The following is an 18,929-nucleotide window of genomic DNA, read 5'->3' on the forward strand; positions in this document are numbered from 1 at the left end:
TTCGTTGTCTTCGGTGCTCTAGTGTTATACGCATGGGTAAACAGCGCATGACGGGCAAGCAACGCCGTGAACAGCTCATTTGTGTGGGGCGTTCGGTGTTTGCTGAACGTGGTTTTGAAGGCGCGAGCGTGGAGGAGATCGCGGCCCGCGCGGGCGTAAGCAAGCCTGTTGTGTACGAGCATTTCGGGGGTAAAGAAGGCCTGTATGCTGTGGTTGTTGATCGGGAAATGGTTCGCCTTGAGGGGGTTATTACGGAGTCGCTGGCGCAGGGGAGTTCGCGGGAGCGCATTGAGCGCGCGGTGTTGGCGTTGTTGACGTATGTGGAGGAGCACACCGACGGTTTTCAGATCTTGGTGCGGGATGTGACCCCGAGCGGGACGATGGCCCCCGCACCGGCCCCCAATAGGGAGCACACATATTCGACGATGTTGAATGATGCCGTTGCGCAGGTTTCGTATATTTTGGGGCAGGCGTTTGTGCGTTCCGGTTTGGATCCGGCGTTTGCCACGTTGTATGGCCAGGCGCTGGTGGGCATGGTGTCGATGACGGCGCAGTGGTGGTTGGATGAGCGCACTCCTTCCAAGGAGGAGGTTGCCGCTCATATTGTGAATTTGAGTTGGAACGGGTTGGCGGGGATGAAGGCGAACCCGAAGTTGGAAACCACTGTGGTTTCGGAGGAGTGTTAGGTGGCTGAGAAGGCGGCCCCCATGTTGGCGGGTTTGTTAAAGGTTGCGGCGACGGAGTCGAAGTTTCGGGGGATGGTGAACCATCTGGCGGAGCCGTATTTGCATGTGTCGGGGGTGCCGCAGGTGCGCCCGTGGGCTGTGGGGGTGTTGGCGCATCATGCGCCGGCGGTTTTGGTGGTTACGGCTACGGGCCGGGAGGCGGAGGACGTGACCGCCGAGTTGAAGGCGATGGTTGGGGATAAGGTGGCGTGGTTTCCGTCGTGGGAAACCCTCCCGCACGAACGTATGAGCCCTGGCGCGGATACGGTGGGGCGGCGCGCTGAGGTGCTTTCCAATCTTCCGAACTTGCGTGTGGTTGTCATGGCGGCGCGCGCGTTTTGCCAGCCGGTGGTGGAGCAGTCGCGCACACCGGTGACCATTTGCAAGGGGGAGGAGTATGATTTTGCGGAGCTGACTCGCGAACTGGTGTTCAGGGGTTATACGCACGTGGATATGGTGGCTAAGCGCGGCGAATTTGCCACGCGCGGCGGCATTATCGACGTCTTTCCTCCTACCGCCGAGCTGCCCATCCGCGTTGAGTTTTGGGGCGATGAGGCCACCGATATTCGCCCATTTTCCGTGGCTGACCAGCGCGCTATCCCCGATTTTGAGATCGATGAGGTGGCGATCTACTCCTGCCGGGAGTTGCTGGTTGACCCGGCGGTGGCGAGCCGGGCCGAGGAGCTCGCGGTGAGGCATCCGGGCAATCCCGCATTAGTAGAACTGTTGTCCAAACTTGCCGATGGCACACCAGCCGATGGCATGGAAGCACTCATCCCCGCGCTTACCGACGCCCCGCTTGTCCCCGTTTCCGATCTCTTTCCGGAAGGTACGCACGTACTGCTGTTCGATCCGGAGAAGATTCGGCGGCGCATCGCGGATCTGGAGGCCACCGATGCCGAATTCCTCGCGGCAGGTTGGGAGGCCGCCGCGATGGGGGCCAATGGGCCATTGTCGGCGGCCGGCCTGGATCTTTCCTCCAGCAGTTATCGCTCCTACGAATCGTTGCGGGTGTCGGCGGCGAATAAGGGGCAAACGTGGTGGACCTTCGCGCCCGAGGGCATGATGGAGGCCGACGATGCCGATACGCTGCCATTGGATTTTGAGCCGGGCCCAGCCCCGCGCGGGGACCTAGCCAAGATCGATCAGATGATGAAGATGTTGCTGGATCACACTACGGACGGTGGCCGCGCCGCTTATGTGGCCCCCGCCGCCGGCGCCATCAAACGAATGGTCGATCGATTTCGAGAGCAGGGCATTCCCACACGGGTGGCCACGCCGGGTTGGGAGCCCAGCCCCGGCGAGGTGACCCTGTATCAGGCGATGTCGCACGCCGGGTTGGTGTTCCCCAAGGTGCGCAGGCATCGGGACGCGGCGGGCGTGATGCCGCTGATCGTGGTCACCGAAACAGACCTCACCGGCAACCGAGTCGGCGACATTGCGGGTGCCAAGCGGCGGCCCGCGCGCCGCCGCCACAAGGTGGATCCATTGGCGCTCAGCCCGGGGGATTTGGTGGTGCACGAAACCCACGGCATTGGCAGGTTCCTCAAGATGATGGAACGTACGATCGACACTGGGAACGGCACTTCGCGGCGGGAATACGTGGTGCTGGAGTACGCGGCGTCGAAACGCGGACAACCCTGCGATCAACTCTTTGTTCCCATGGAAAGCCTGGACCTGCTCTCGCGCTATGTGGGCGGAGAGAAGCCGAGCTTAAGCAAAATGGGCGGCTCGGATTGGAAAAACACCAAGCGTAAGGCGCGTTCGGCGGTGCGCGAAATCGCTGGCGAGCTGATCGAACTCTACGCGAAGCGGCAGTCCGCGCCGGGGCACGCATTTTCGGTAGATAATCCGTGGCAGCGGGAAATGGAGGACAATTTCCCGTACGTGGAAACCGAGGATCAAATGGCCGCCATCGACGCCGTCAAGGCGGATATGGAACGCCCGGTTCCAATGGATCGTGTGATCGTCGGCGACGTGGGCTACGGGAAGACCGAGGTGGCGGTGCGCGCCGCATTTAAGGCCGTGCAGGATGGCAAACAAGTGGCAGTACTCGTGCCCACGACCCTGCTGGCGCAACAACACCTATCCACGTTCCAGCAGCGTATGGATGGTTTCCCGGTAACCATTCGGGGGCTATCGCGGTTTACTCCGAATAAAGAGGCGAAGGAGATTTTGGCGGGGCTGGCCGATGGGTCGGTGGATGTGGTGATCGGCACGCATCGGCTGATTCAAACTGGTGTTCAATGGAAAAATCTGGGGCTTGTGGTGGTGGATGAGGAGCAGCGCTTCGGAGTCGAACACAAGGAACATATCAAGGCGCTGCGCACCCATGTGGACGTGCTCACCATGTCCGCCACGCCGATCCCGCGCACCCTGGAAATGTCCATGGCGGGTATCCGGGAAATGTCCACGATCCTGACGCCGCCGGAGGACCGGCACCCCGTGCTTACCTATGTGGGGGCGCAGGAGGATAAACAGGTGGCGGCCGCCATCCGCCGGGAATTGCTGCGCGACGGACAGGTGTTCTATGTGCACAATAAGGTGGCTTCCATCGAGAAGCGCGCCCGCGAGCTGCGCGAATTGGTGCCCGAGGCGCGCATCGTGGTCGCGCACGGACAAATGAGCGAAGACCTGTTGGAACATACGGTGCAGGGATTCTGGGATCGGGAATACGATGTGCTGGTGTGCACCACCATCGTGGAAACAGGCCTGGATATCGCGAACGCCAACACCCTGATCGTGGAAAACTCGCACCATATGGGCCTGTCCCAATTGCACCAGCTGCGGGGGCGGGTGGGACGCTCCCGGGAACGCGGCTACGCGTATTTCCTGTACCCGAAGGGTTCCACGCTCACGGAAACCTCGTACGATCGCCTGGCCACCATCGCACAAAACAACGATCTGGGCGCGGGCATGGCGGTGGCCATGAAGGACCTGGAAATGCGCGGCGCGGGCAATGTGCTCGGCGCGGAGCAATCCGGCCATATCGCAGGCGTGGGCTTTGATTTATATGTTCGGCTGGTCGGGGAGGCGATGGAGGCGTTCCGCGCCCTGGCGGACGGCAAGGTCATCGACGCCACCGATAAGGAACCCAAGGAAATCCGCGTGGATCTCACGGTGGACGCGCACATCCCGGAATCGTATATCAATGCGGAACGGCTGCGGCTGGAAAGCTACCGGAAACTCGCGGCCTCAACCACCGAGGAGGAGCTGCGCCGAGCGGTGGAGGAAATGGTGGACCGCTACGGTCCGATCCCCGTGGAAGTCGAACGTATGTTGGCGGTGGCGCGATTGCGGAACCTGATGCGGGCCGCCAAGCTTACGGACGTGGGTGTGCAGGGCACACGCATCAAGGTGCACCCGGTGGAATTGCCGGATTCAAAGCAAGTGCGCCTCAAGCGTATGTTCCCCGGGGCGACGTACCGCCCCGCCGCGCAGGTGGTGCAGCTGCCTTTCCCCAAGGCCGGGCGGAATGTAACGGACCCGCAATTGCGGGACGTGGAGCTGGTGCAATGGGTCGCCGATTTCATAGCAACCATGTTTGAACTGGACCCGGTGAACGTGGACGGCAGCAAACGCGAAAAATCCGCCACCAACGTGGTGTCGGTGGCGGATCGGGACCCGCTCGCCGGGCTGCGCGTCGGCGCCGCCGATGAAGACGAACGCCGCAGGGCGCGGCGTCGTAAATATCGGTTGCGCTAGGCGGTCTCCTCAAATAATTGGCGGCCCCACCAGTCGTCCTCGCCTTGCACCCCCGGCGGGCAGGCGAAGATCGCGGAGGATTCGTAGCGCACGTATTCGTTCATTTGATCGCGCTTGGAAAGCCGCGCCTGCACCGGAATGAAATCCGAATCCGGCGAGGACACAAACGCGATAAAGAACAGGCCGGCATTGAGGTGGCCGAAGCCATCGGAACCGTCGATAAAATTGTAGCCGCGGCGGAGCATGCGGGCGCCGTCGTTTTCCTGCGGACTGGCCAGCCGGGAATGCGCTGTGTCCGGGATTACCGGGCCTTCGGTGCCGTGGTACTCATCGAGCGGGAGTTCGTCGAACTCGTCGGTCCGCCCGAGCGGGGCGCCGCTGCCCTTGGTGCGGCCGAACGTGGCCTCCTGATCGGCCAAAACCTGGCGGTCCCAGTTTTCAATCAGCATGCGGATACGCCTGGTAATCAGGTACGTGCCGCCATCGAACCAACTTCCGGGATCCCGCACCCAAACGTGCTGTTGGATCAGGTTTGTATCCTCCGACTTCAGGTTATTGGTGCCATCCTTAAAGCCGAAAAGATTGCGCGGGGTGAGCTGCGCCCGGGAAGTGGAGGCGGTACGCCCAAACCCGAGTTGGCTCCATCGGACCGCGACCACACCGCTGCCGGTCTTTGCCAGCATGCGCACCGCGTGTACCGCCACCTGGGGATCGTCGGCGCAGGCCTGGACGCAAATATCGCCGTGGGACAAGCCTTCTTCGACAACATCGCCGGAAAAGTGCGGCAGTTTGTTCAGCTCTGGCGGACGCGCGGACGCGAGGTTGAAGCGGTCGTCGAAAAGCGTCGGGCCGAAGCCGACGGTGATGGTGAGGTGCGCCGCGGATAGGTCGAGCGCCTCGCCGGTATCACCAGGCACGGCAAGCTCGTTCGTGGGCACGGCGCTGTTTGGCTCGGCCTGCTCGCCGCGGCACATCCGGCGCGCGATCTTTGTCCAACGTTGCAACATTTGTTCGAGCTCGTCGCGGCTGTTGGTGATCACGTCGAAGGACACGAAGTGCATGCGATCCTGCGCGTCGGTGACAATGCCGGCCTGGTGCGGCCCATCGAAATCGACGGTATCGGCGGCAGCGGTTTCGGAGCTGGTCAGCCACGCGGCCCCGCCAGCGACGCCCGCCGCTCCCAGCGCGCCGAGGCCGGCCCCGGTGAGGAAGCCGCGGCGCGAAACGGTATGGTCTTGGCCGTCAGACATTACGAAATAACTTCTTGGACGGTGGAAACTTTCTCGGTGAGCACGTCGAGGGCGGTTGACAAATCCTTACGCTCGGATTCGTTCACCTTGTCGTAGGAAATAAAGCCATCGCCCTCGCGGTACTTGTCCAGCAGCTCCTGCACGTTGTCAAAGCGCTTATTGATTTCACCCAGCAGGTCCTTATCCTTCTCTTCGATCGCTTTTTCGAGCGAGGAGATGGCGGCGCGGGAGCCGTCAAGGTTGGCCTGGAAATCGTAGAGGTCGGTGTGCGAGAACACGTCTTCCTCGCCGGTGATCTTGCTGGTGGCGATCTCATCCAACAGGCCCTGGGCGCCGGAGGCGATTTGCACGGGGGACACGGTAAAGTCGTCCGCGGCTACGCCATTGACCAGCTCATCGATATCGTCGGAAAGCTGCTTGGCGTCCTTCTTGGTTTCCTCGGTGATCTTGCCGTCCACCCAGAGCTGCTTTTCAATCTTGTGGAAGCCAGTCCACACGTCGCCTTCCTGCAGGTCCGCTTCGCGCGCATCGAGGCGGGGGTCTAGGTCGTCCGGGAATGCCTCGGCCACAGGTTCGATTCTCTCGTAGGGGGTGCGGGCGATGGCGAATTGTTTCTTGGCGGCTTCCACGTCGCCCTTTTCAATGGCCTCAATAAAGATATCGGTGCCGGAGCGCAGCGCCTGGGTTTGCGAACGCACGTAACGCAGGTAGCCCGCGACCGCGTCCTCGAGCACGGCATTGCCGTCGGTGGTGGAGATGGAATCGCCGGTGACTTTCAAGGCTTGGGAGAAGCCGTCGCCCACCATGCCGGGCTTGCAGGTGAGCTTGTAATCGCCCGGATCCGGCAGCTGCACCACGAGCTTGCGGGTGGCGCCGGGGCCGATGTTTTCCACCTCGCCCATGACACGCCCGCCGTCGGTGTACACATAGAATTCGGTGATTTTTTCGCCGGAGTTGGTGACTTCAAAGGTGGAGGTGCCGGTGGTGGCTTCCGCTGCGGACACTTCGCACGAACTATCGTTTGCGGCGACGGTAAACACCGTGGTTTCCGATTCATCGACCTTGTCGGCGCAGCTGACGAGGAAGGTGGAGCCACACACCGCCAAGATGGTGAGGGAGAGGTATTTACGCATGAGAGACTCCTTGTTGGGATGGGCGCCGTGACGGCGGTTTGAGGAACAGCACCAACGCGATAACCAGGTACGCTGCCCAGGCGATTATCGACGCCGTGGTGGGCGCGGGTACCAGGTTAAAGATGCCCTCCAGCAGGGTTGCGGTGGTTGTTCCTGGGACGATGATGTGTGAAATGTCGAAGGCGATGCTGTTCAAGCCCGGCAGCACGGCAGCCTCTTGGAGGTCCGTGACGCCGTAACGCAGGATGCCAGCGGCGACGACGATGAGTAAGATCCCCGTGGTTTTGAAAAACACTTGCAGGTTAATGCGGATCGCGCCGAAGTACATGCAGGTGGCAAGCACAATGGACAATGCGATCCCGAGGACAAGCCCAAGCATGGGCGTGGTTTTGGTGCCGTAGGCAAAGGTGTCGAATACCAGCAGGGCGGTTTCAATACCTTCGCGGATCACCGCGGTGAACGCCACGAACATGACGGCGGCCGGCCCGATGGCGATGGCGCTACCGAGCTGATTGCCTAATTCTTTCGACATGTTCTTCGCGGCGCCGCGCATCCATAGCAGCATCCACGTGACGAGCACGACGGCCAGCAGCGAGGCCACGCCGCCGACGAGTTCTTGCCCCTGACTTGTAAGTGTTTTTGTTCCGTAATGAATGATCAAAAACGTGGCAATTGTTGCGCAAATCGCTGCGGCAACGCCTGACCACACCCATTTCATTTGGTCTTTGCGGTCGGCTTTCACGAGGAAGGCGACGAGAATCATCACCACCATGGATGCTTCCAGGCCCTCGCGAAGACCAATAAGGAAATTGGCAAATAGCATGTACTTTATCCGCCCAGATATGTATCGACGTGGGTTTATGGTGCAACTTTCGTATGAACAAATGTGCACCATTTTCATGAGGATACACTTACCTAACCTACGAGAAAAGCGGTAGGTGAAATAGCAGCAATGCAAATTACCCCCACTTGTAATTTGCATGCACTAGAAAACTCAAAGGCGTGAAATGCGAAGAAAAAACTTCAATGTATTGAAACCCAATTAGGGCGGCTTTATATCGCGCTATTTGAAATTGTTTTTCAGCTACAAAGTGAGTGAACCGACGCTTAACCCATACACAGCCGTTACCGCGCCGACGATAATCAGCACCACGATCACCCATTCGAATGTATTAAAGATCCGCTCCCCGGCGCGCACACGGGTCCAGATATAAGGCACGAAACCAGGAATAACCAATAAGGCACCAAACAATAAATAGGTGGGGTCCGCCGCGTAGAACAACCACAGCGAATACACCGTGGCGATCGCGCCCACCACAAGGTGGCGGGTATTATCGCGGCCGGAAATCTCGGGCCCCGAATCATCAAAGCGCTCGCCGGCGTGCGGGTGCGTCACACCCCGCCCGCGCGTGGCCAGCAGCACCAGATAGAACGCCGAGAAAATATAGGGCAGCAGATACATCATCGTGGCCAATTGCACCATGGACACATAGGTGGTCTCGTTGACAAAGAACACGATCACGGAAAGCTGGATCACAATGGTGGAAACAAGCTGCGCGTAGATCGGCGCGCCGGCGCTATTGGCTTTCCCGAGGCGTTTGGGAAGCAGGCCGTCGTAAGCCATAAGCGCAATAGGCTCGGCGCACAGCATCTGCCAGGAAACGTACGCCCCCAGCACGGATAGGCACAGGCCAAAGGAAATCAGCGCACCGCCCCACGACCCGACCACGGCCTCCAGCACCCCGGCCATGGCATTATCGGGCAGGGCGGCAAGCTCCTCGCGGGACAGCACCCCATAGGAAAGCGTGGCTACGGTGACCAAGAGTGCGAGCACGGCGGTAAACCCAATCACGGTGGCCCGCCCGACGTCGTTACGCGTGCGCGCTTGCTTCGAATACACGCTGGCGCCCTCGACGCCGATAAACGTCCACACTGTAAACAGCATCATGCCCTTAATCTGGTCCATCACGCTGCCCACGCCGCCGTCCTCGGCCCACAGGTCTAGGGTGAGCCGGTCCCAACTAAACCCCAGGAAGGCGACCAAGACCACAAACACTAAAATAGGGAGCAACTTTGCTACCGTGGTGACTACATTCATTAATGCGGCCTGGCGGATGCCGCGGGTAAGCCCAAGGAAGATAAGCCAGGTGAGCAATGAAACGGCGATTGCGGAGGTCCACCGATTGTCTGCGGAAAACAGCGGCACGTAATGGCCCAGCGTGGAAAAGAACAAGGTGGCGTAGCCCACCTGTGCGATAACGCTGCCGAGCCAATAGCCCCAGGCGGACGCGAAGCCGACGAAATCCCCGAGCCCGGCGCGGACATAGGAGTACACACCAGAATCGAGGTAGGGTTTGCGCACAGCCAGAATTTGGAAGACAAATGCGATGGAAAGCATGCCGACGCCGGCGATGCACCAGCCGATCAGCATCGCGCCGGGGCCAGCGACGGAGCCAGCGTTTTGGGGGAGTGCGAAAATTCCGGTTCCGATGGTGGAGCCTATGATAAGGGACACGAGTGTCCAAACGCGCACCTTATGGTCGCCTGTTGTAGTAGTCACGTTCACTAACCCTAGGTGCCTGACTAGTCATTTCCCAAGCGCGAATCCATGTACAATCGCCGCATGTCGGTTCTCCTGTTGGATGCTAAGTATCCCTCGTGTATGCCCCTTGATGTTGTTTCGCGGCACCGCGAAAGTATTGCGTACACTCCGCAGGTACCAACAGACGTTCGAATCGCACTCGCACAATTGGGGGTACACAGGGTTGCTGGCGGTGAGCTCTTGCTAGCCATGGACGCCTCCGAGCCGGACGCAGCGGCGCGCATTGCGCGGGGGGAGCGCGTGCTGCGGGCGGGGGGGCCGTCTCCGGTGGCGCGGGCGGTGTCTGTCATGCGACAAGCCGTGGCGCGTGGCGAATGGGAACGGGCACAAACCCACATATCTTTATTGCCGTACCTGCACGAGGAAACGGCGGAGTTCGACGCCGCGGTGCGCTCCGGAAATGCGGAAAACCTGCGCGACGAGCTTGCCGATGTGCTGCTCCAAGTGCTGTTTCATGCCGAGCTTGCGGAGGATTTTGCGTTTGATGACGTCGCGGCCGCGTTCGTGGCGAAGATGCGTGCCCGAGCGCCGTACCTTTTCGATGGTTCCACCGGGTTAGTTCCGATCGAGGTGCAAACGGAAGCATGGGAAGCAGGCAAAACTCAGTGAATCGTGTGGTTGGTTGGGGTTGCGCTGCAGTTTTGGCCATTATCATGGTGATATCTTTTGTGGGGTGGTCGCTCACGTTTTTGGATGGTTCCGCGCCGATCAGGCAATTGCGGCCCGTGCCTGCTGACGTCCCTCCTGCCGGTGGTGAGGCCGTGCCCGCCATCGACGTGCACGCTGCCGGGAGAACCTCCCAGAAGCTGGCCTTTTGGGCGGAACCCCTAGCGGCGGATACCGGGATTTCGGTGGCCGCCTTGGAGGCCTATGGGAACGCGGAACTGATCGCCGCGGAGAGTTGGCCGGAGTGCCATCTGCGTTGGAATACTCTTGCGGGTATCGGGTTTGTGGAAACGCGGCACGGCACCTATTCGGGCAACCTATTCGGGGGCAGTCATCTGGATGAAAACGGCGTCGCGGTGCCTTCGATTATTGGTGTTCCCTTGGATGGCTCTCCGGGGTTTGCGGAGGTTCCGGACACCGATGGCGGCGCCTTGGACAACGATTCACAATTCGATCGTGCTGTCGGTCCCATGCAATTTATTCCCGAATCGTGGAACAGATATGGGCGCGATGCGGACGGCGATGGCACGGCAAATCCGCACCAAATCGACGATGCGGCATTGGGCGCGGCGAACCTGTTGTGTGCAAACGGCCGCGATTTGGCAACCCCGCAGGGGTGGGCCGAAGCCATCCGTTCGTACAACTTCTCGGAGGAGTACCTGATTAATGTGCGGGACGCCGCAGGAGCATATGCGCTACGCCAGCCGCCGGTGTGAGTGGGGCCACTGTCGGCCCTCACGCGCGATGATTTCGTGCCACAATTGATTGATAAGTGCGGTTGGTGCACAACCACTCAAAAAGTGTGGCATCTATCTCACGCCCGATTGTTTCCGATCGGGCATCATAGATGGGAGACTGGAATGGTGTCGGTGACATCCGCGCAGACAAATTCACATCAATTGTCAATTCATATAGGAGGCCATTGTGGCTGAAATTATGCACGTTTTTGCTCGAGAGATTCTGGATTCCCGCGGCAACCCCACCGTGGAATGCGAAGTCTTCCTCGACGATGGTTCTCAGGGTGTCGCCGGCGTTCCTTCGGGCGCATCCACTGGTGTGCACGAAGCCCACGAACTCCGTGATGGCGGCGACCGCTATCTGGGCAAGGGTGTGCTCAAGGCCGTCGAAAATGTAAACGAGGAGATCGCTGACGCCCTCGCCGGGGTCGAGGCTGATGATCAGCGCGTCATTGACCAAAAGATGATCGAGCTTGATGGCACCCCGAACAAGTCCCGCTTGGGCGCCAACGCCATCCTCGGTGTTTCCATGGCCGCCGCCAAGGCCGCCGCGGATTCCGCCAATCTGGAGCTGTTCCGTTATGTGGGTGGCCCGAACGCCCACGTCCTGCCCGTGCCGATGATGAACATCGTCAACGGCGGCGCGCACGCTGACTCCGGCGTGGATGTCCAGGAGTTTATGATCGCCCCGATCGGCGCGGAGTCCTTCGCTGAGGCCCTGCGCATGGGTGCCGAGGTGTACCACACCCTGAAGTCCGTGGTGAAGGACAAGGGCCTTTCCACCGGCCTCGGCGACGAGGGTGGTTTCGCACCTTCTGTCGAATCCACCAAGGCGGCGCTGGACCTGATCGTGGAGGCGATTAACAAGTCCGGCTACAAGCTCGGCGACGATGTTGCCCTCGCCCTTGACGTTGCTTCCTCCGAGTTCTACAAGGACGGCAAGTACCACTTCGAAGGCGGCGAGCACACCGCCGAGGAAATGATCGAGGTGTATAAGCAGCTCATCGAGGAGTACCCGATCGTTTCCATCGAGGACCCGCTACAGGAAGACGATTGGGAGGGCTACACCGCCCTGACCGCCGCCATCGGCGACAAGGTCCAGATCGTCGGCGATGACTTCTTTGTGACCAACCCGGAGCGCCTCAAGGAGGGCATCGCCAAGAAGGCTGCCAACGCCCTGCTCGTGAAGGTGAACCAGATTGGCACCCTGACCGAGACTTTCGACGCCGTGGAGCTCGCCCACCGCAATGGCTACCGCTGCATGATGTCCCACCGCTCCGGCGAGACCGAGGACACCACGATCGCGGACCTGGCCGTCGCCCTGAACTGTGGCCAGATCAAGACCGGTGCCCCCGCCCGCTCTGAGCGCGTGGCAAAGTACAACCAGCTGCTGCGCATTGAACAGATTCTTGGCGACGCCGCGGTATACGCCGGCCGCGACGCCTTCCCCCGCTACAGCAAGTAAGCGCCTAAGCTGAAAAGGGCCGAGGGTTCGGGAGTGCCCGTTTGAGGTAAAAATCCCGGTAGGTTTCACCACCTGCCGGGATTTTTATATTGCGTGCCTCCTCGGCATCGGGCGGGGAAGCATCTAGGATGAGAGTTCTATGGAACGAACAGTACATCGCCGGGTGCAACCAGTGACGTATCGCCGAACGGGTTCTCGAAAGCCGGCGGCGCAGTCGCCGCAAAAGCCACCCCAAAAACGCCGCATTCGTTTGGGTGCTACCGAGATCGGTGTGCTTGTTGCTGTCTCCATCGTTGTCCTGGTGATGATCGGCATGCCACTGCGGAATTTCTTCCAGCAGCGCAGCGATATCGCTCGCGTTACCGCCAGCATTGAGGCCAAAGAGGCGGAGAAGCAGCGCCTGATCGGCGAGCTGGAAAAGTATAAGTCTGAGGCCTTTTTAAAGGAGCAGGCGCGGGTTCGCCTCGGCGTGATCGAACCCGGTGAGACCGCGTTCCGTATCCTAAGCCCCGAGCTTGAGGCCGAGTCTTCCACCGGCAATACGCAGGCCGAGGAAGACCAGCAACGCCCCTGGTACAACCTGCTTTGGGAATCCATTGCCACCGAGGACACCGATTACCTGATTGGCACTCCCACCGAGGAGGCCCCGGCCACCAGCGAGGTGAGCCGGCTGCCTATCTCGCCGACGGAGGCCCCGCCGCCGGAGCCTGCCCCTTAGCGGCGTCGATTCGCGCATTTGCACGGATGCATTACACTCATTATTTTTCACAGGTGAAAGAGAATGATTATGAGTGCTTATGTAGATCCTGCTGATATCGCTGCCGTTGCCAACCAATTGGGCCGCACCCCTCGCGGCGTATTAGAGATTTCGTACAGGTGCCCGGATGGCGCGCCCGGTGTGGTCAAGACCGCGCCCCGCCTCGACGATGGAACACCCTTTCCCACCCTGTATTACCTCACGGACCCCCGACTTACCGCCGAGGCGTCTCGGTTAGAGGTCGCGCATGTGATGAAGCAGATGACGCAGCGCCTCGCCGAGGACCCAGATTTACGGGCGGATTATCAGCGCGCCCACGAGCATTACCTCGCCCAGCGCAACGCCATCGAGGATCTTGGCACCGAATTCTCCGGCGGCGGCATGCCGGACCGCGTTAAATGCCTTCACGTGCTGATCGCCTACGCATTGGCGGAGGGTCCGGATCGCGTCCGCCTCGGCACGGAGGCCGTCGCCTTAGCCGCCGAGCATGCTCATTTGCGCGGCACCGCTATTCCCGCCGATTGGCCCACCTGTGCGGAGCTCGGCATTACTTTAGAGGATTTTGATTTTTCGAACGCGGAGGTGCATCCATGAGCCGATATGCAGCCATCGATTGCGGCACGAATTCGCTGCGGCTGTTGATTTCCCAGGTGGACAATGGCCAAACCACCGAACTCGTCCGCACCATGGAGATCGTACGTTTGGGCGAAGGCGTGGATGAGACCGGCAACCTGTCCGCCGCGGCGCTGGCCCGCACCCGCGCGGTATTAGAAACTTATGCCGATCTCATGTTGGAGTACCGGGTGAGCGACGTCCGCATGGTCGCCACTTCCGCCACCCGCGACGCCGCCAATAAGGACGCCTTCTTCCGCATGACTGCCGAGGTCCTTGGCTGCATTCGCCCCGGCTATTGCGCCGAGGTCATTTCGGGCGAGGAGGAGGCGGCCCTGTCCTTCCGTGGCGCCGTCGCGGACCTCGATCCCGCCCAGGGTCCGTTCTGCGTTATCGACCTCGGCGGCGGCTCTACCGAATGCATTGTCGGCGATCACGACGGCACGATCCACGGCGCCCACAGCGCCCAAATGGGCTGCGTCAGGCTTACCGAACGCATTCTCGGCCATAACCCGCCCTGCGACGAGGAAATCGAACTCGCCGCCAATTACGTCGAAGCCTGCCTCGAAGAGGTTTGCGAACTTGTGCCCGTCGCCAAGGCCCGCACCTTCGTCGGCTGCGCGGGCACCTTTACCACGCTTGCCGCCCTCGCCCTCGGCCTCGAAGAGTATGACCCCAAGGCCATCCACAACGCCGAATTGCGTTTCGACGCCCTGCGCCTCCTTGCCCGCCACCTCGTCACCGAAACCACCGAACAGCGTGCCGCCAATCCGGTGATCCACCCCGGCCGCGCCGATGTGATCGCCGGCGGCAGCATCATCGTGCAAGGGATCCTCAATATGGCCGAGCAACATGCCGGTGTTTCCTCCTTGCTTGTCTCCGAAAAAGACATCCTGGACGGCATGATTGCTGGGCTTTCGGAACGAGCGGCCATGATGCGCTAAACTACACGAGGGTGTTTTCACCCACGCCCCTATAGCCCAATTGGCAGAGGCAGCGGACTTAAAATCCGCCCAGTGTCGGTTCGAGTCCGACTGGGGGCACCAACACCACAGGACGTGCCTTCGGATCTGCCTGCATCCTCGTAGGGTATTGCCGCTTTGGCACCGGCAGGGCCCCGCGGGGATGGGTTGCGCGTTGCGCATGAAATTTTTTACACACAAATCCCGGATTCGTACCTTGCCATTGAAGATGTGAACTTTCGGAAGCTTCCCCGTGATGGTCATGGGGATGAGGAAGGAAGGTTCAAGATGTCTGTACAGATCCCTCCGGTAGATCCGGACCGGACGTTTACTGCGGAGCAGCGCCGGGAGATCGTGTTGGCCCATGCGGAGACCAAGCATGGTCTGAAGGGAGAGTTCCTCCGGGCGGCCGGGGTGACGCCGCGGCAGTTGTATTTGTGGCGGCGGCAGCTTGCGGCGGGCACGCTCGACATCGGGTTAACACCGCGAGAAAATATTCCTATGAGTGATGAAAATATCGTGGAGTTTTCTCGGCTGACACAGCGCAATCAGGAGTTGGAGGCGCTTAACGCCGAGCTGGGGGCGGAGCGTGCGAAGCTGGAGACCGAGCGCGCGAAGTGGGAGACTGCGCGCGCGAAGTGGGAAACACGTCACGCCAAATTGGAGGCGCGGATCGCTGAATTGGAAAAGGTGGTTGCGGATAAGGATGCTGCCACCACTGCGCATGCCAAGGCGGTGGAGGCGATGGGAAAAGCTATCGCCGCCATGCAAAAATATACCGATCGTTGATGCGTGGTGGCCGGAAACTTTCCCCAGAGCAGCAAGCCGATTTCGATGAGTTCGTTAAGCTTGAAGACCATATTTTAGAGTTGCTTGCGGCGGCTGGCTATACCCAAAACGCGGCATTGAAGCTGCTTGGGCTTGCGAAAACAACCCTGTATTACCGGCGGCATCCGCGGCCGAAGAAACCACCACAACACCCAAAGGCCGCGCCGCCGAAAACGATTAGCGCCCCGGAGCGTCAACGTATCGCCGCATTGCTTCGCGACGGTCGTGAGCAGGGATTATCGGTCTATAAAATCTTTTTCAGCCATGTCGATTCCGAGGAGCCCTTGCTCGGCTCATTGCGGACGTTTTACCGCGTGAACAATGAAATCAAAACGGTGCCAGCACCGCTGCGCCACGGCGCGCCACGGGCGCCGCAACCACCACGAATAGTGACCGCGACACGGCCCGGCGAAGTCCTGTGCTGGGATATCACCTGGCTCCCCGGATCCTTTATGACCAAGGGATTTCACCTCTACACCGTGCTGGACTTGCACTCCCGTAAAATCGTCGGCCACACCGTACAACTGCGCCAAGACAAACACATCGCCACCGACCTCATCGCCCAAGTCATCGCCGCCGAGCAGCTCAACCACGCCAAGGTCCGAGTCCTGCACACCGACAACGGTGCTGTCATGACCTCCACCCAAATGCGCCAAATGCTCGACGCCAACGGCGTAGAACTCTCACTCATCCGCCCCGGAGTATCCAACGACAACCCTTTCGAAGAATCCTCCCACCGCACACTCAAACACCACCGCTACGCCTTAACCAGCTACCCCAATATCAAGGCCGCCGCCAACACCATGGCCTCCATCATCGACGCCTACAACAACCACGACCCACACAGCGGCCTCGCCGGATTCACCCCACAACAGGTCTACACCGGCGAATGGAAACCACTACTCAAACACCGCAAAGCAAAGGAAGAAATCTACTACAACACCTACCCCCAACGACGCCCACCACGATCCATGTTCCAACCACCACCAGCCACCGTCGGCATCAAAATCGGAACACCACCACCAACCCCACAAAACCAAGTACAATAAAACCAAGAACAATCAAAGAAGTTCACAACTCAATGGCACGCGGCGATTTTGTGTAATTTTCATCATCCGGGGCTGCCCAGGGCCGTCGGCGCGATATTTTTTACACAGATTTCCGGATTTTGATGTAAAAAATATCGGTAGACACCGTTCAACTCCCGCCCCAGCAATAGGTTGCCTACGACGCATCCGACTACCTTTTCGATGTCAGGCAGATCGCTCGGCGCGTGAAGGGCGCGCGAAGGGTGTCCACACAACTAGCCGTGCCTTCGGATCTGCCTGCATCCTCGTAGGGTATTGCCGCTTTGGCACCGGCAGGGCCCCGCGGGGATGGGTTGCGCGTTGCGCATGAAATTTTTTACACACAAATCCCGGATTTTGTGTAATTTTCATCATCCGGGGCCGCCCAGGGCCGTCGGCGCGATATTTTTTACACAGATTTCCGGATTTTGATGTAAAAAATATCGGTAGACACCGTTCAACTCCCGCCCCAGCAATAGGTTGTCCACGACGCATCGGCACACCTTTTCGTCACAGTGACGTAATTCCGCCATGCTTTTATATCTGCGGACAAATCGAGGCCCGCAAAAGGCTTGCAACTATCGCGCACAAAATAGTTGCAAGCAATCCGAGCCGGGTCTGGGTTATTTGGCGGCGATGCTGGTGATCTGTTGGAGATCTGCGATGACGGCGGCGGGCTCCTCAGCCACGGGCTGGTTGTTCTCGTCACGAGGCCCGTCCAGACCTACGTCCGCATCCAGTTTGGCAAACAGCGGTTCGAGGTCGGATTGCGCCGGACCGCGTTCGGCAACGAGCTCGAAGGTTTTGCCCTCCGCGCCAGGGGAGGTCAGTGCAGCTACGAGCACTTCGGCAAGTTGTGAACGTGCGATGGCCCCATCGGCGGGTCCGGCGTTGCGCCGCGTGTCGCCTTGCAGAAAGTGCAGTTCCTGCTGGTCGGCTTCGTTGTAGTCGAACCAGCCGGGGCGCACGATGGTGTAAGGGTGTCCGCTTGCGCGTACGAGGCGTTCGGAGCGTCGCTTCCAGTCGTGCGCTTTCATCGTTTTGTTGTAGTAGCTGTCGCGGTATGTGACTCCGATGGCGGTCATGAGCGCGATGCGCACTGGCCGATCCCCGATGGCCCGCAGGACATTCAGCACGCCCTGATAATCGACGTCGCGGATTGCATCCTCGCCGGTATGGGAGCCGTGGGTGAACACTACCGCATCGATGCCGTCGACCGCGCTCGTGAGCGTGTTCGGATCGGTGAGGTCTCCGACCACGGTTTCCACCCCAGGCGTGCTCGCCGGGCGACGCGATAGCACGCGGACCTTGTGTCCTGCCTTGGTGGCGGTGTCTACCACGTGTCGTCCGACGCTGCCGGTGCCGCCAATGGCCAAAATATTGAGCATTCTGTTTCTCCTGTTATCGGCGCCGCAACCTGGGTTGTAGGTCGTGGTCGCCGTAGCTGTTGTCGTCTGGGTTGATGGTCACCCCGGGTTTGACCAGCTCGTCGATGCGGTCGAGCAGCTCCGCGGGGAGTTTGATGTCCGCGGCGGGCAGGTAGGCCTCCAATTGTTCGATGGTGCGTGGGCCGACGATCGCCGAGGTGACGCCGGGATGGTTGATCACAAAGGCGATCGCGAGTTCGATAAGCGTCAGGTCGTACTCATCGGCCAGCTGCGCCAGCTGCTCCACGATATCGAGTTTCCGCTGGTTATCGGGGCTGGTCATATCGAAGCGGGCGCTGGGCCGCACGGTGGCGGTCGGCTGGGCGTTCGCACCTTTGCGCCACCGGCCGGATAGCCAACCGCCCGAAAGCGGGCTGTAGGTAAGGGTGCCCATGCCGTAGCGTTGCGTGGTGGGCAGGATATCTTCCTCGATGCCGCGCACCAGGATGGAGTACGGGGGCTGTTCGGTGACAAAGCGCTCCAGGTGCCGGTCCCGCGACACCCACTGCGCTTCCACGATTTGGCTTGCGGAGTAGGAGGAGGATCCGATGTAGCGCACCTTGCCTTGGTGCACCAGGTCGCTTAACGCGCCGAGGGTTTCGGCCACATCCGTGTCGGCGGAGGGACGGTGCACCTGATATAGGTCCAGGTGGTCGGTTTGGAGGCGGCGCAGGGAGTCTTCCACCGCGCGCATGATCCACCGCCGGGATCCGCCACGGTAGTTCGGCGCTTCCTTCATGGGGATAAAGAACTTGGTGGCTAGGAACACGTCTTCGCGCCGCCCACGCAGCGCCTTTCCGACGATTTGTTCGGACTCCCCATAGGAGTAAATATCGGCGGTGTCAATGAAGTTGATGCCGGCGTCCAACGCGGCGTGGATGATGCGGATGCTGGCGGACTCGTCCTTATTGCCCCATTCGCCGAACATCATGCTGCCCAGGCACAAAGGGCTGACGGACACTCCCGTCCGGCCAAGTAGTCGGTATTCCATGA

At 60.2% G+C, this 18,929-nt stretch carries 16 protein-coding genes and 1 tRNA gene; 11 read left to right on the plus strand and 6 right to left on the minus strand.

The genetic code is table 11. From position 1 onward, the window contains the following. Positions 1–32 precede the first annotated feature (32 nt). Complete coding sequence (locus CCANI_RS04445) at positions 33–686, plus strand: TetR/AcrR family transcriptional regulator (protein WP_146324940.1); 654 nt, start codon at positions 33–35, stop codon at positions 684–686. 21 nt (positions 687–707) lie between these two features. Next, the gene (gene mfd, locus CCANI_RS04450) at positions 708–4,430 is read left to right on the plus strand and encodes a transcription-repair coupling factor (RefSeq protein ID WP_146324962.1); all 3,723 of its coding nucleotides are present in this window, start codon (positions 708–710) and stop codon (positions 4,428–4,430) included. Here mfd and efeB read toward each other — a convergent pair. From efeB to CCANI_RS04470, 4 genes are all read right to left on the minus strand, one after another. Beyond that, on the minus strand, positions 4,427–5,680 hold the full coding sequence (efeB, locus tag CCANI_RS04455) for an iron uptake transporter deferrochelatase/peroxidase subunit (protein ID WP_146324942.1): 1,254 nt from the start codon (positions 5,678–5,680) through the stop codon (positions 4,427–4,429). The two genes, mfd and efeB, sit on opposite strands and share 4 nt — an antisense overlap. After that, positions 5,680–6,813: an iron uptake system protein EfeO gene (efeO, locus tag CCANI_RS04460; RefSeq protein WP_146324944.1), complete on the minus strand. Its 1,134-nt coding sequence runs from the start codon at positions 6,811–6,813 to the stop codon at positions 5,680–5,682. The genes efeB and efeO overlap by 1 nt, the downstream gene beginning before the upstream one ends. Continuing rightward, positions 6,806–7,636 (minus strand): iron uptake transporter permease EfeU, encoded by an 831-nt coding sequence (efeU, locus tag CCANI_RS04465; protein WP_146324946.1) that lies wholly within the window; start codon positions 7,634–7,636, stop codon positions 6,806–6,808. The genes efeO and efeU overlap by 8 nt, the downstream gene beginning before the upstream one ends. 261 nt (positions 7,637–7,897) lie before the next feature. Next, positions 7,898–9,379 carry an amino acid permease gene (locus tag CCANI_RS04470; RefSeq protein ID WP_146324948.1) on the minus strand — a complete coding sequence of 494 codons (1,482 nt, stop codon included), beginning with the start codon at positions 9,377–9,379 and terminating at the stop codon, positions 7,898–7,900. Between the two features lie 57 nt (positions 9,380–9,436). On the opposite strand from CCANI_RS04470, the gene CCANI_RS04475 reads away from it, so the two are divergent. The 9 genes from CCANI_RS04475 to CCANI_RS04515 all read left to right on the plus strand — a co-directional run bounded on the left by CCANI_RS04475 (position 9,437) and on the right by CCANI_RS04515 (position 16,491). Beyond that, positions 9,437–10,024, plus strand: coding sequence for a MazG nucleotide pyrophosphohydrolase domain-containing protein (locus CCANI_RS04475; protein WP_146324950.1), 588 nt, complete (start codon positions 9,437–9,439; stop codon positions 10,022–10,024). Between the two features lie 44 nt (positions 10,025–10,068). Further along, the gene (locus CCANI_RS04480) at positions 10,069–10,797 is read left to right on the plus strand and encodes a lytic transglycosylase domain-containing protein (protein WP_146324952.1); all 729 of its coding nucleotides are present in this window, start codon (positions 10,069–10,071) and stop codon (positions 10,795–10,797) included. A 208-nt stretch (positions 10,798–11,005) separates the two neighbouring features. Then, positions 11,006–12,283, plus strand: a complete 1,278-nt coding sequence (gene eno, locus CCANI_RS04485; protein WP_146324954.1) for a phosphopyruvate hydratase — start codon at positions 11,006–11,008, stop codon at positions 12,281–12,283. A 139-nt stretch (positions 12,284–12,422) separates the two neighbouring features. Continuing rightward, the gene (locus tag CCANI_RS04490) at positions 12,423–13,001 is read left to right on the plus strand and encodes an FtsB family cell division protein (protein WP_146324956.1); all 579 of its coding nucleotides are present in this window, start codon (positions 12,423–12,425) and stop codon (positions 12,999–13,001) included. 69 nt (positions 13,002–13,070) lie between these two features. Next, positions 13,071–13,634 (plus strand): DUF501 domain-containing protein, encoded by a 564-nt coding sequence (locus CCANI_RS04495; protein WP_146324958.1) that lies wholly within the window; start codon positions 13,071–13,073, stop codon positions 13,632–13,634. Continuing rightward, positions 13,631–14,596, plus strand: coding sequence for a Ppx/GppA phosphatase family protein (locus CCANI_RS04500; protein ID WP_146324960.1), 966 nt, complete (start codon positions 13,631–13,633; stop codon positions 14,594–14,596). Before CCANI_RS04495 ends, CCANI_RS04500 begins: the two co-directional genes overlap by 4 nt. Positions 14,597–14,621: 25 nt before the next feature. Then, positions 14,622–14,698, plus strand: a tRNA-Leu gene (locus CCANI_RS04505). Between the two features lie 204 nt (positions 14,699–14,902). Then, positions 14,903–15,403, plus strand: coding sequence for a transposase (locus CCANI_RS04510; protein WP_146325764.1), 501 nt, complete (start codon positions 14,903–14,905; stop codon positions 15,401–15,403). Then, the gene (locus CCANI_RS04515; RefSeq protein ID WP_290211329.1) at positions 15,403–16,491 is read left to right on the plus strand and encodes a DDE-type integrase/transposase/recombinase; all 1,089 of its coding nucleotides are present in this window, start codon (positions 15,403–15,405) and stop codon (positions 16,489–16,491) included. Before CCANI_RS04510 ends, CCANI_RS04515 begins: the two co-directional genes overlap by 1 nt. Before the next feature lie 641 nt (positions 16,492–17,132). Here the strand turns inward: CCANI_RS04515 and CCANI_RS04520 are convergent. Together CCANI_RS04520 and CCANI_RS04525 are read right to left on the minus strand one after the other, a co-directional pair. Continuing rightward, complete coding sequence (locus tag CCANI_RS04520) at positions 17,133–17,897, minus strand: SDR family oxidoreductase (RefSeq protein ID WP_146325070.1); 765 nt, start codon at positions 17,895–17,897, stop codon at positions 17,133–17,135. Between the two features lie 13 nt (positions 17,898–17,910). Then, positions 17,911–18,927: an aldo/keto reductase gene (locus CCANI_RS04525; protein WP_146325072.1), complete on the minus strand. Its 1,017-nt coding sequence runs from the start codon at positions 18,925–18,927 to the stop codon at positions 17,911–17,913. Between the last annotated feature and the right edge of the window lie 2 nt (positions 18,928–18,929).

The organism is Corynebacterium canis, from assembly GCF_030408595.1.
GTDB classification, from domain to species: Bacteria; Actinomycetota; Actinomycetes; order Mycobacteriales; family Mycobacteriaceae; genus Corynebacterium; species Corynebacterium canis.

What these genes read in the sequence shown, in the direction of transcription:
- CCANI_RS04445 (WP_146324940.1), top strand. Translation starts at nt 33, where the DNA reads ATGGGTAAACAGCGCATGACGGGCAAGCAACGCCGTGAACAGCTCATT.
- mfd (WP_146324962.1), top strand. Translation starts at nt 708, where the DNA reads ATGTTGGCGGGTTTGTTAAAGGTTGCGGCGACGGAGTCGAAGTTTCGG.
- efeB (WP_146324942.1), bottom strand. Translation starts at nt 5,680, where the DNA reads ATGTCTGACGGCCAAGACCATACCGTTTCGCGCCGCGGCTTCCTCACC.
- efeO (WP_146324944.1), bottom strand. Translation starts at nt 6,813, where the DNA reads ATGCGTAAATACCTCTCCCTCACCATCTTGGCGGTGTGTGGCTCCACC.
- efeU (WP_146324946.1), bottom strand. Translation starts at nt 7,636, where the DNA reads ATGCTATTTGCCAATTTCCTTATTGGTCTTCGCGAGGGCCTGGAAGCA.
- CCANI_RS04475 (WP_146324950.1), top strand. Translation starts at nt 9,437, where the DNA reads ATGTCGGTTCTCCTGTTGGATGCTAAGTATCCCTCGTGTATGCCCCTT.
- CCANI_RS04480 (WP_146324952.1), top strand. Translation starts at nt 10,069, where the DNA reads ATGGTGATATCTTTTGTGGGGTGGTCGCTCACGTTTTTGGATGGTTCC.
- CCANI_RS04490 (WP_146324956.1), top strand. Translation starts at nt 12,423, where the DNA reads ATGGAACGAACAGTACATCGCCGGGTGCAACCAGTGACGTATCGCCGA.
- CCANI_RS04495 (WP_146324958.1), top strand. Translation starts at nt 13,071, where the DNA reads ATGAGTGCTTATGTAGATCCTGCTGATATCGCTGCCGTTGCCAACCAA.
- CCANI_RS04500 (WP_146324960.1), top strand. Translation starts at nt 13,631, where the DNA reads ATGAGCCGATATGCAGCCATCGATTGCGGCACGAATTCGCTGCGGCTG.
- CCANI_RS04510 (WP_146325764.1), top strand. Translation starts at nt 14,903, where the DNA reads ATGTCTGTACAGATCCCTCCGGTAGATCCGGACCGGACGTTTACTGCG.
- CCANI_RS04515 (WP_290211329.1), top strand. Translation starts at nt 15,403, where the DNA reads ATGCGTGGTGGCCGGAAACTTTCCCCAGAGCAGCAAGCCGATTTCGAT.
- CCANI_RS04520 (WP_146325070.1), bottom strand. Translation starts at nt 17,897, where the DNA reads ATGCTCAATATTTTGGCCATTGGCGGCACCGGCAGCGTCGGACGACAC.
- CCANI_RS04525 (WP_146325072.1), bottom strand. Translation starts at nt 18,927, where the DNA reads ATGGAATACCGACTACTTGGCCGGACGGGAGTGTCCGTCAGCCCTTTG.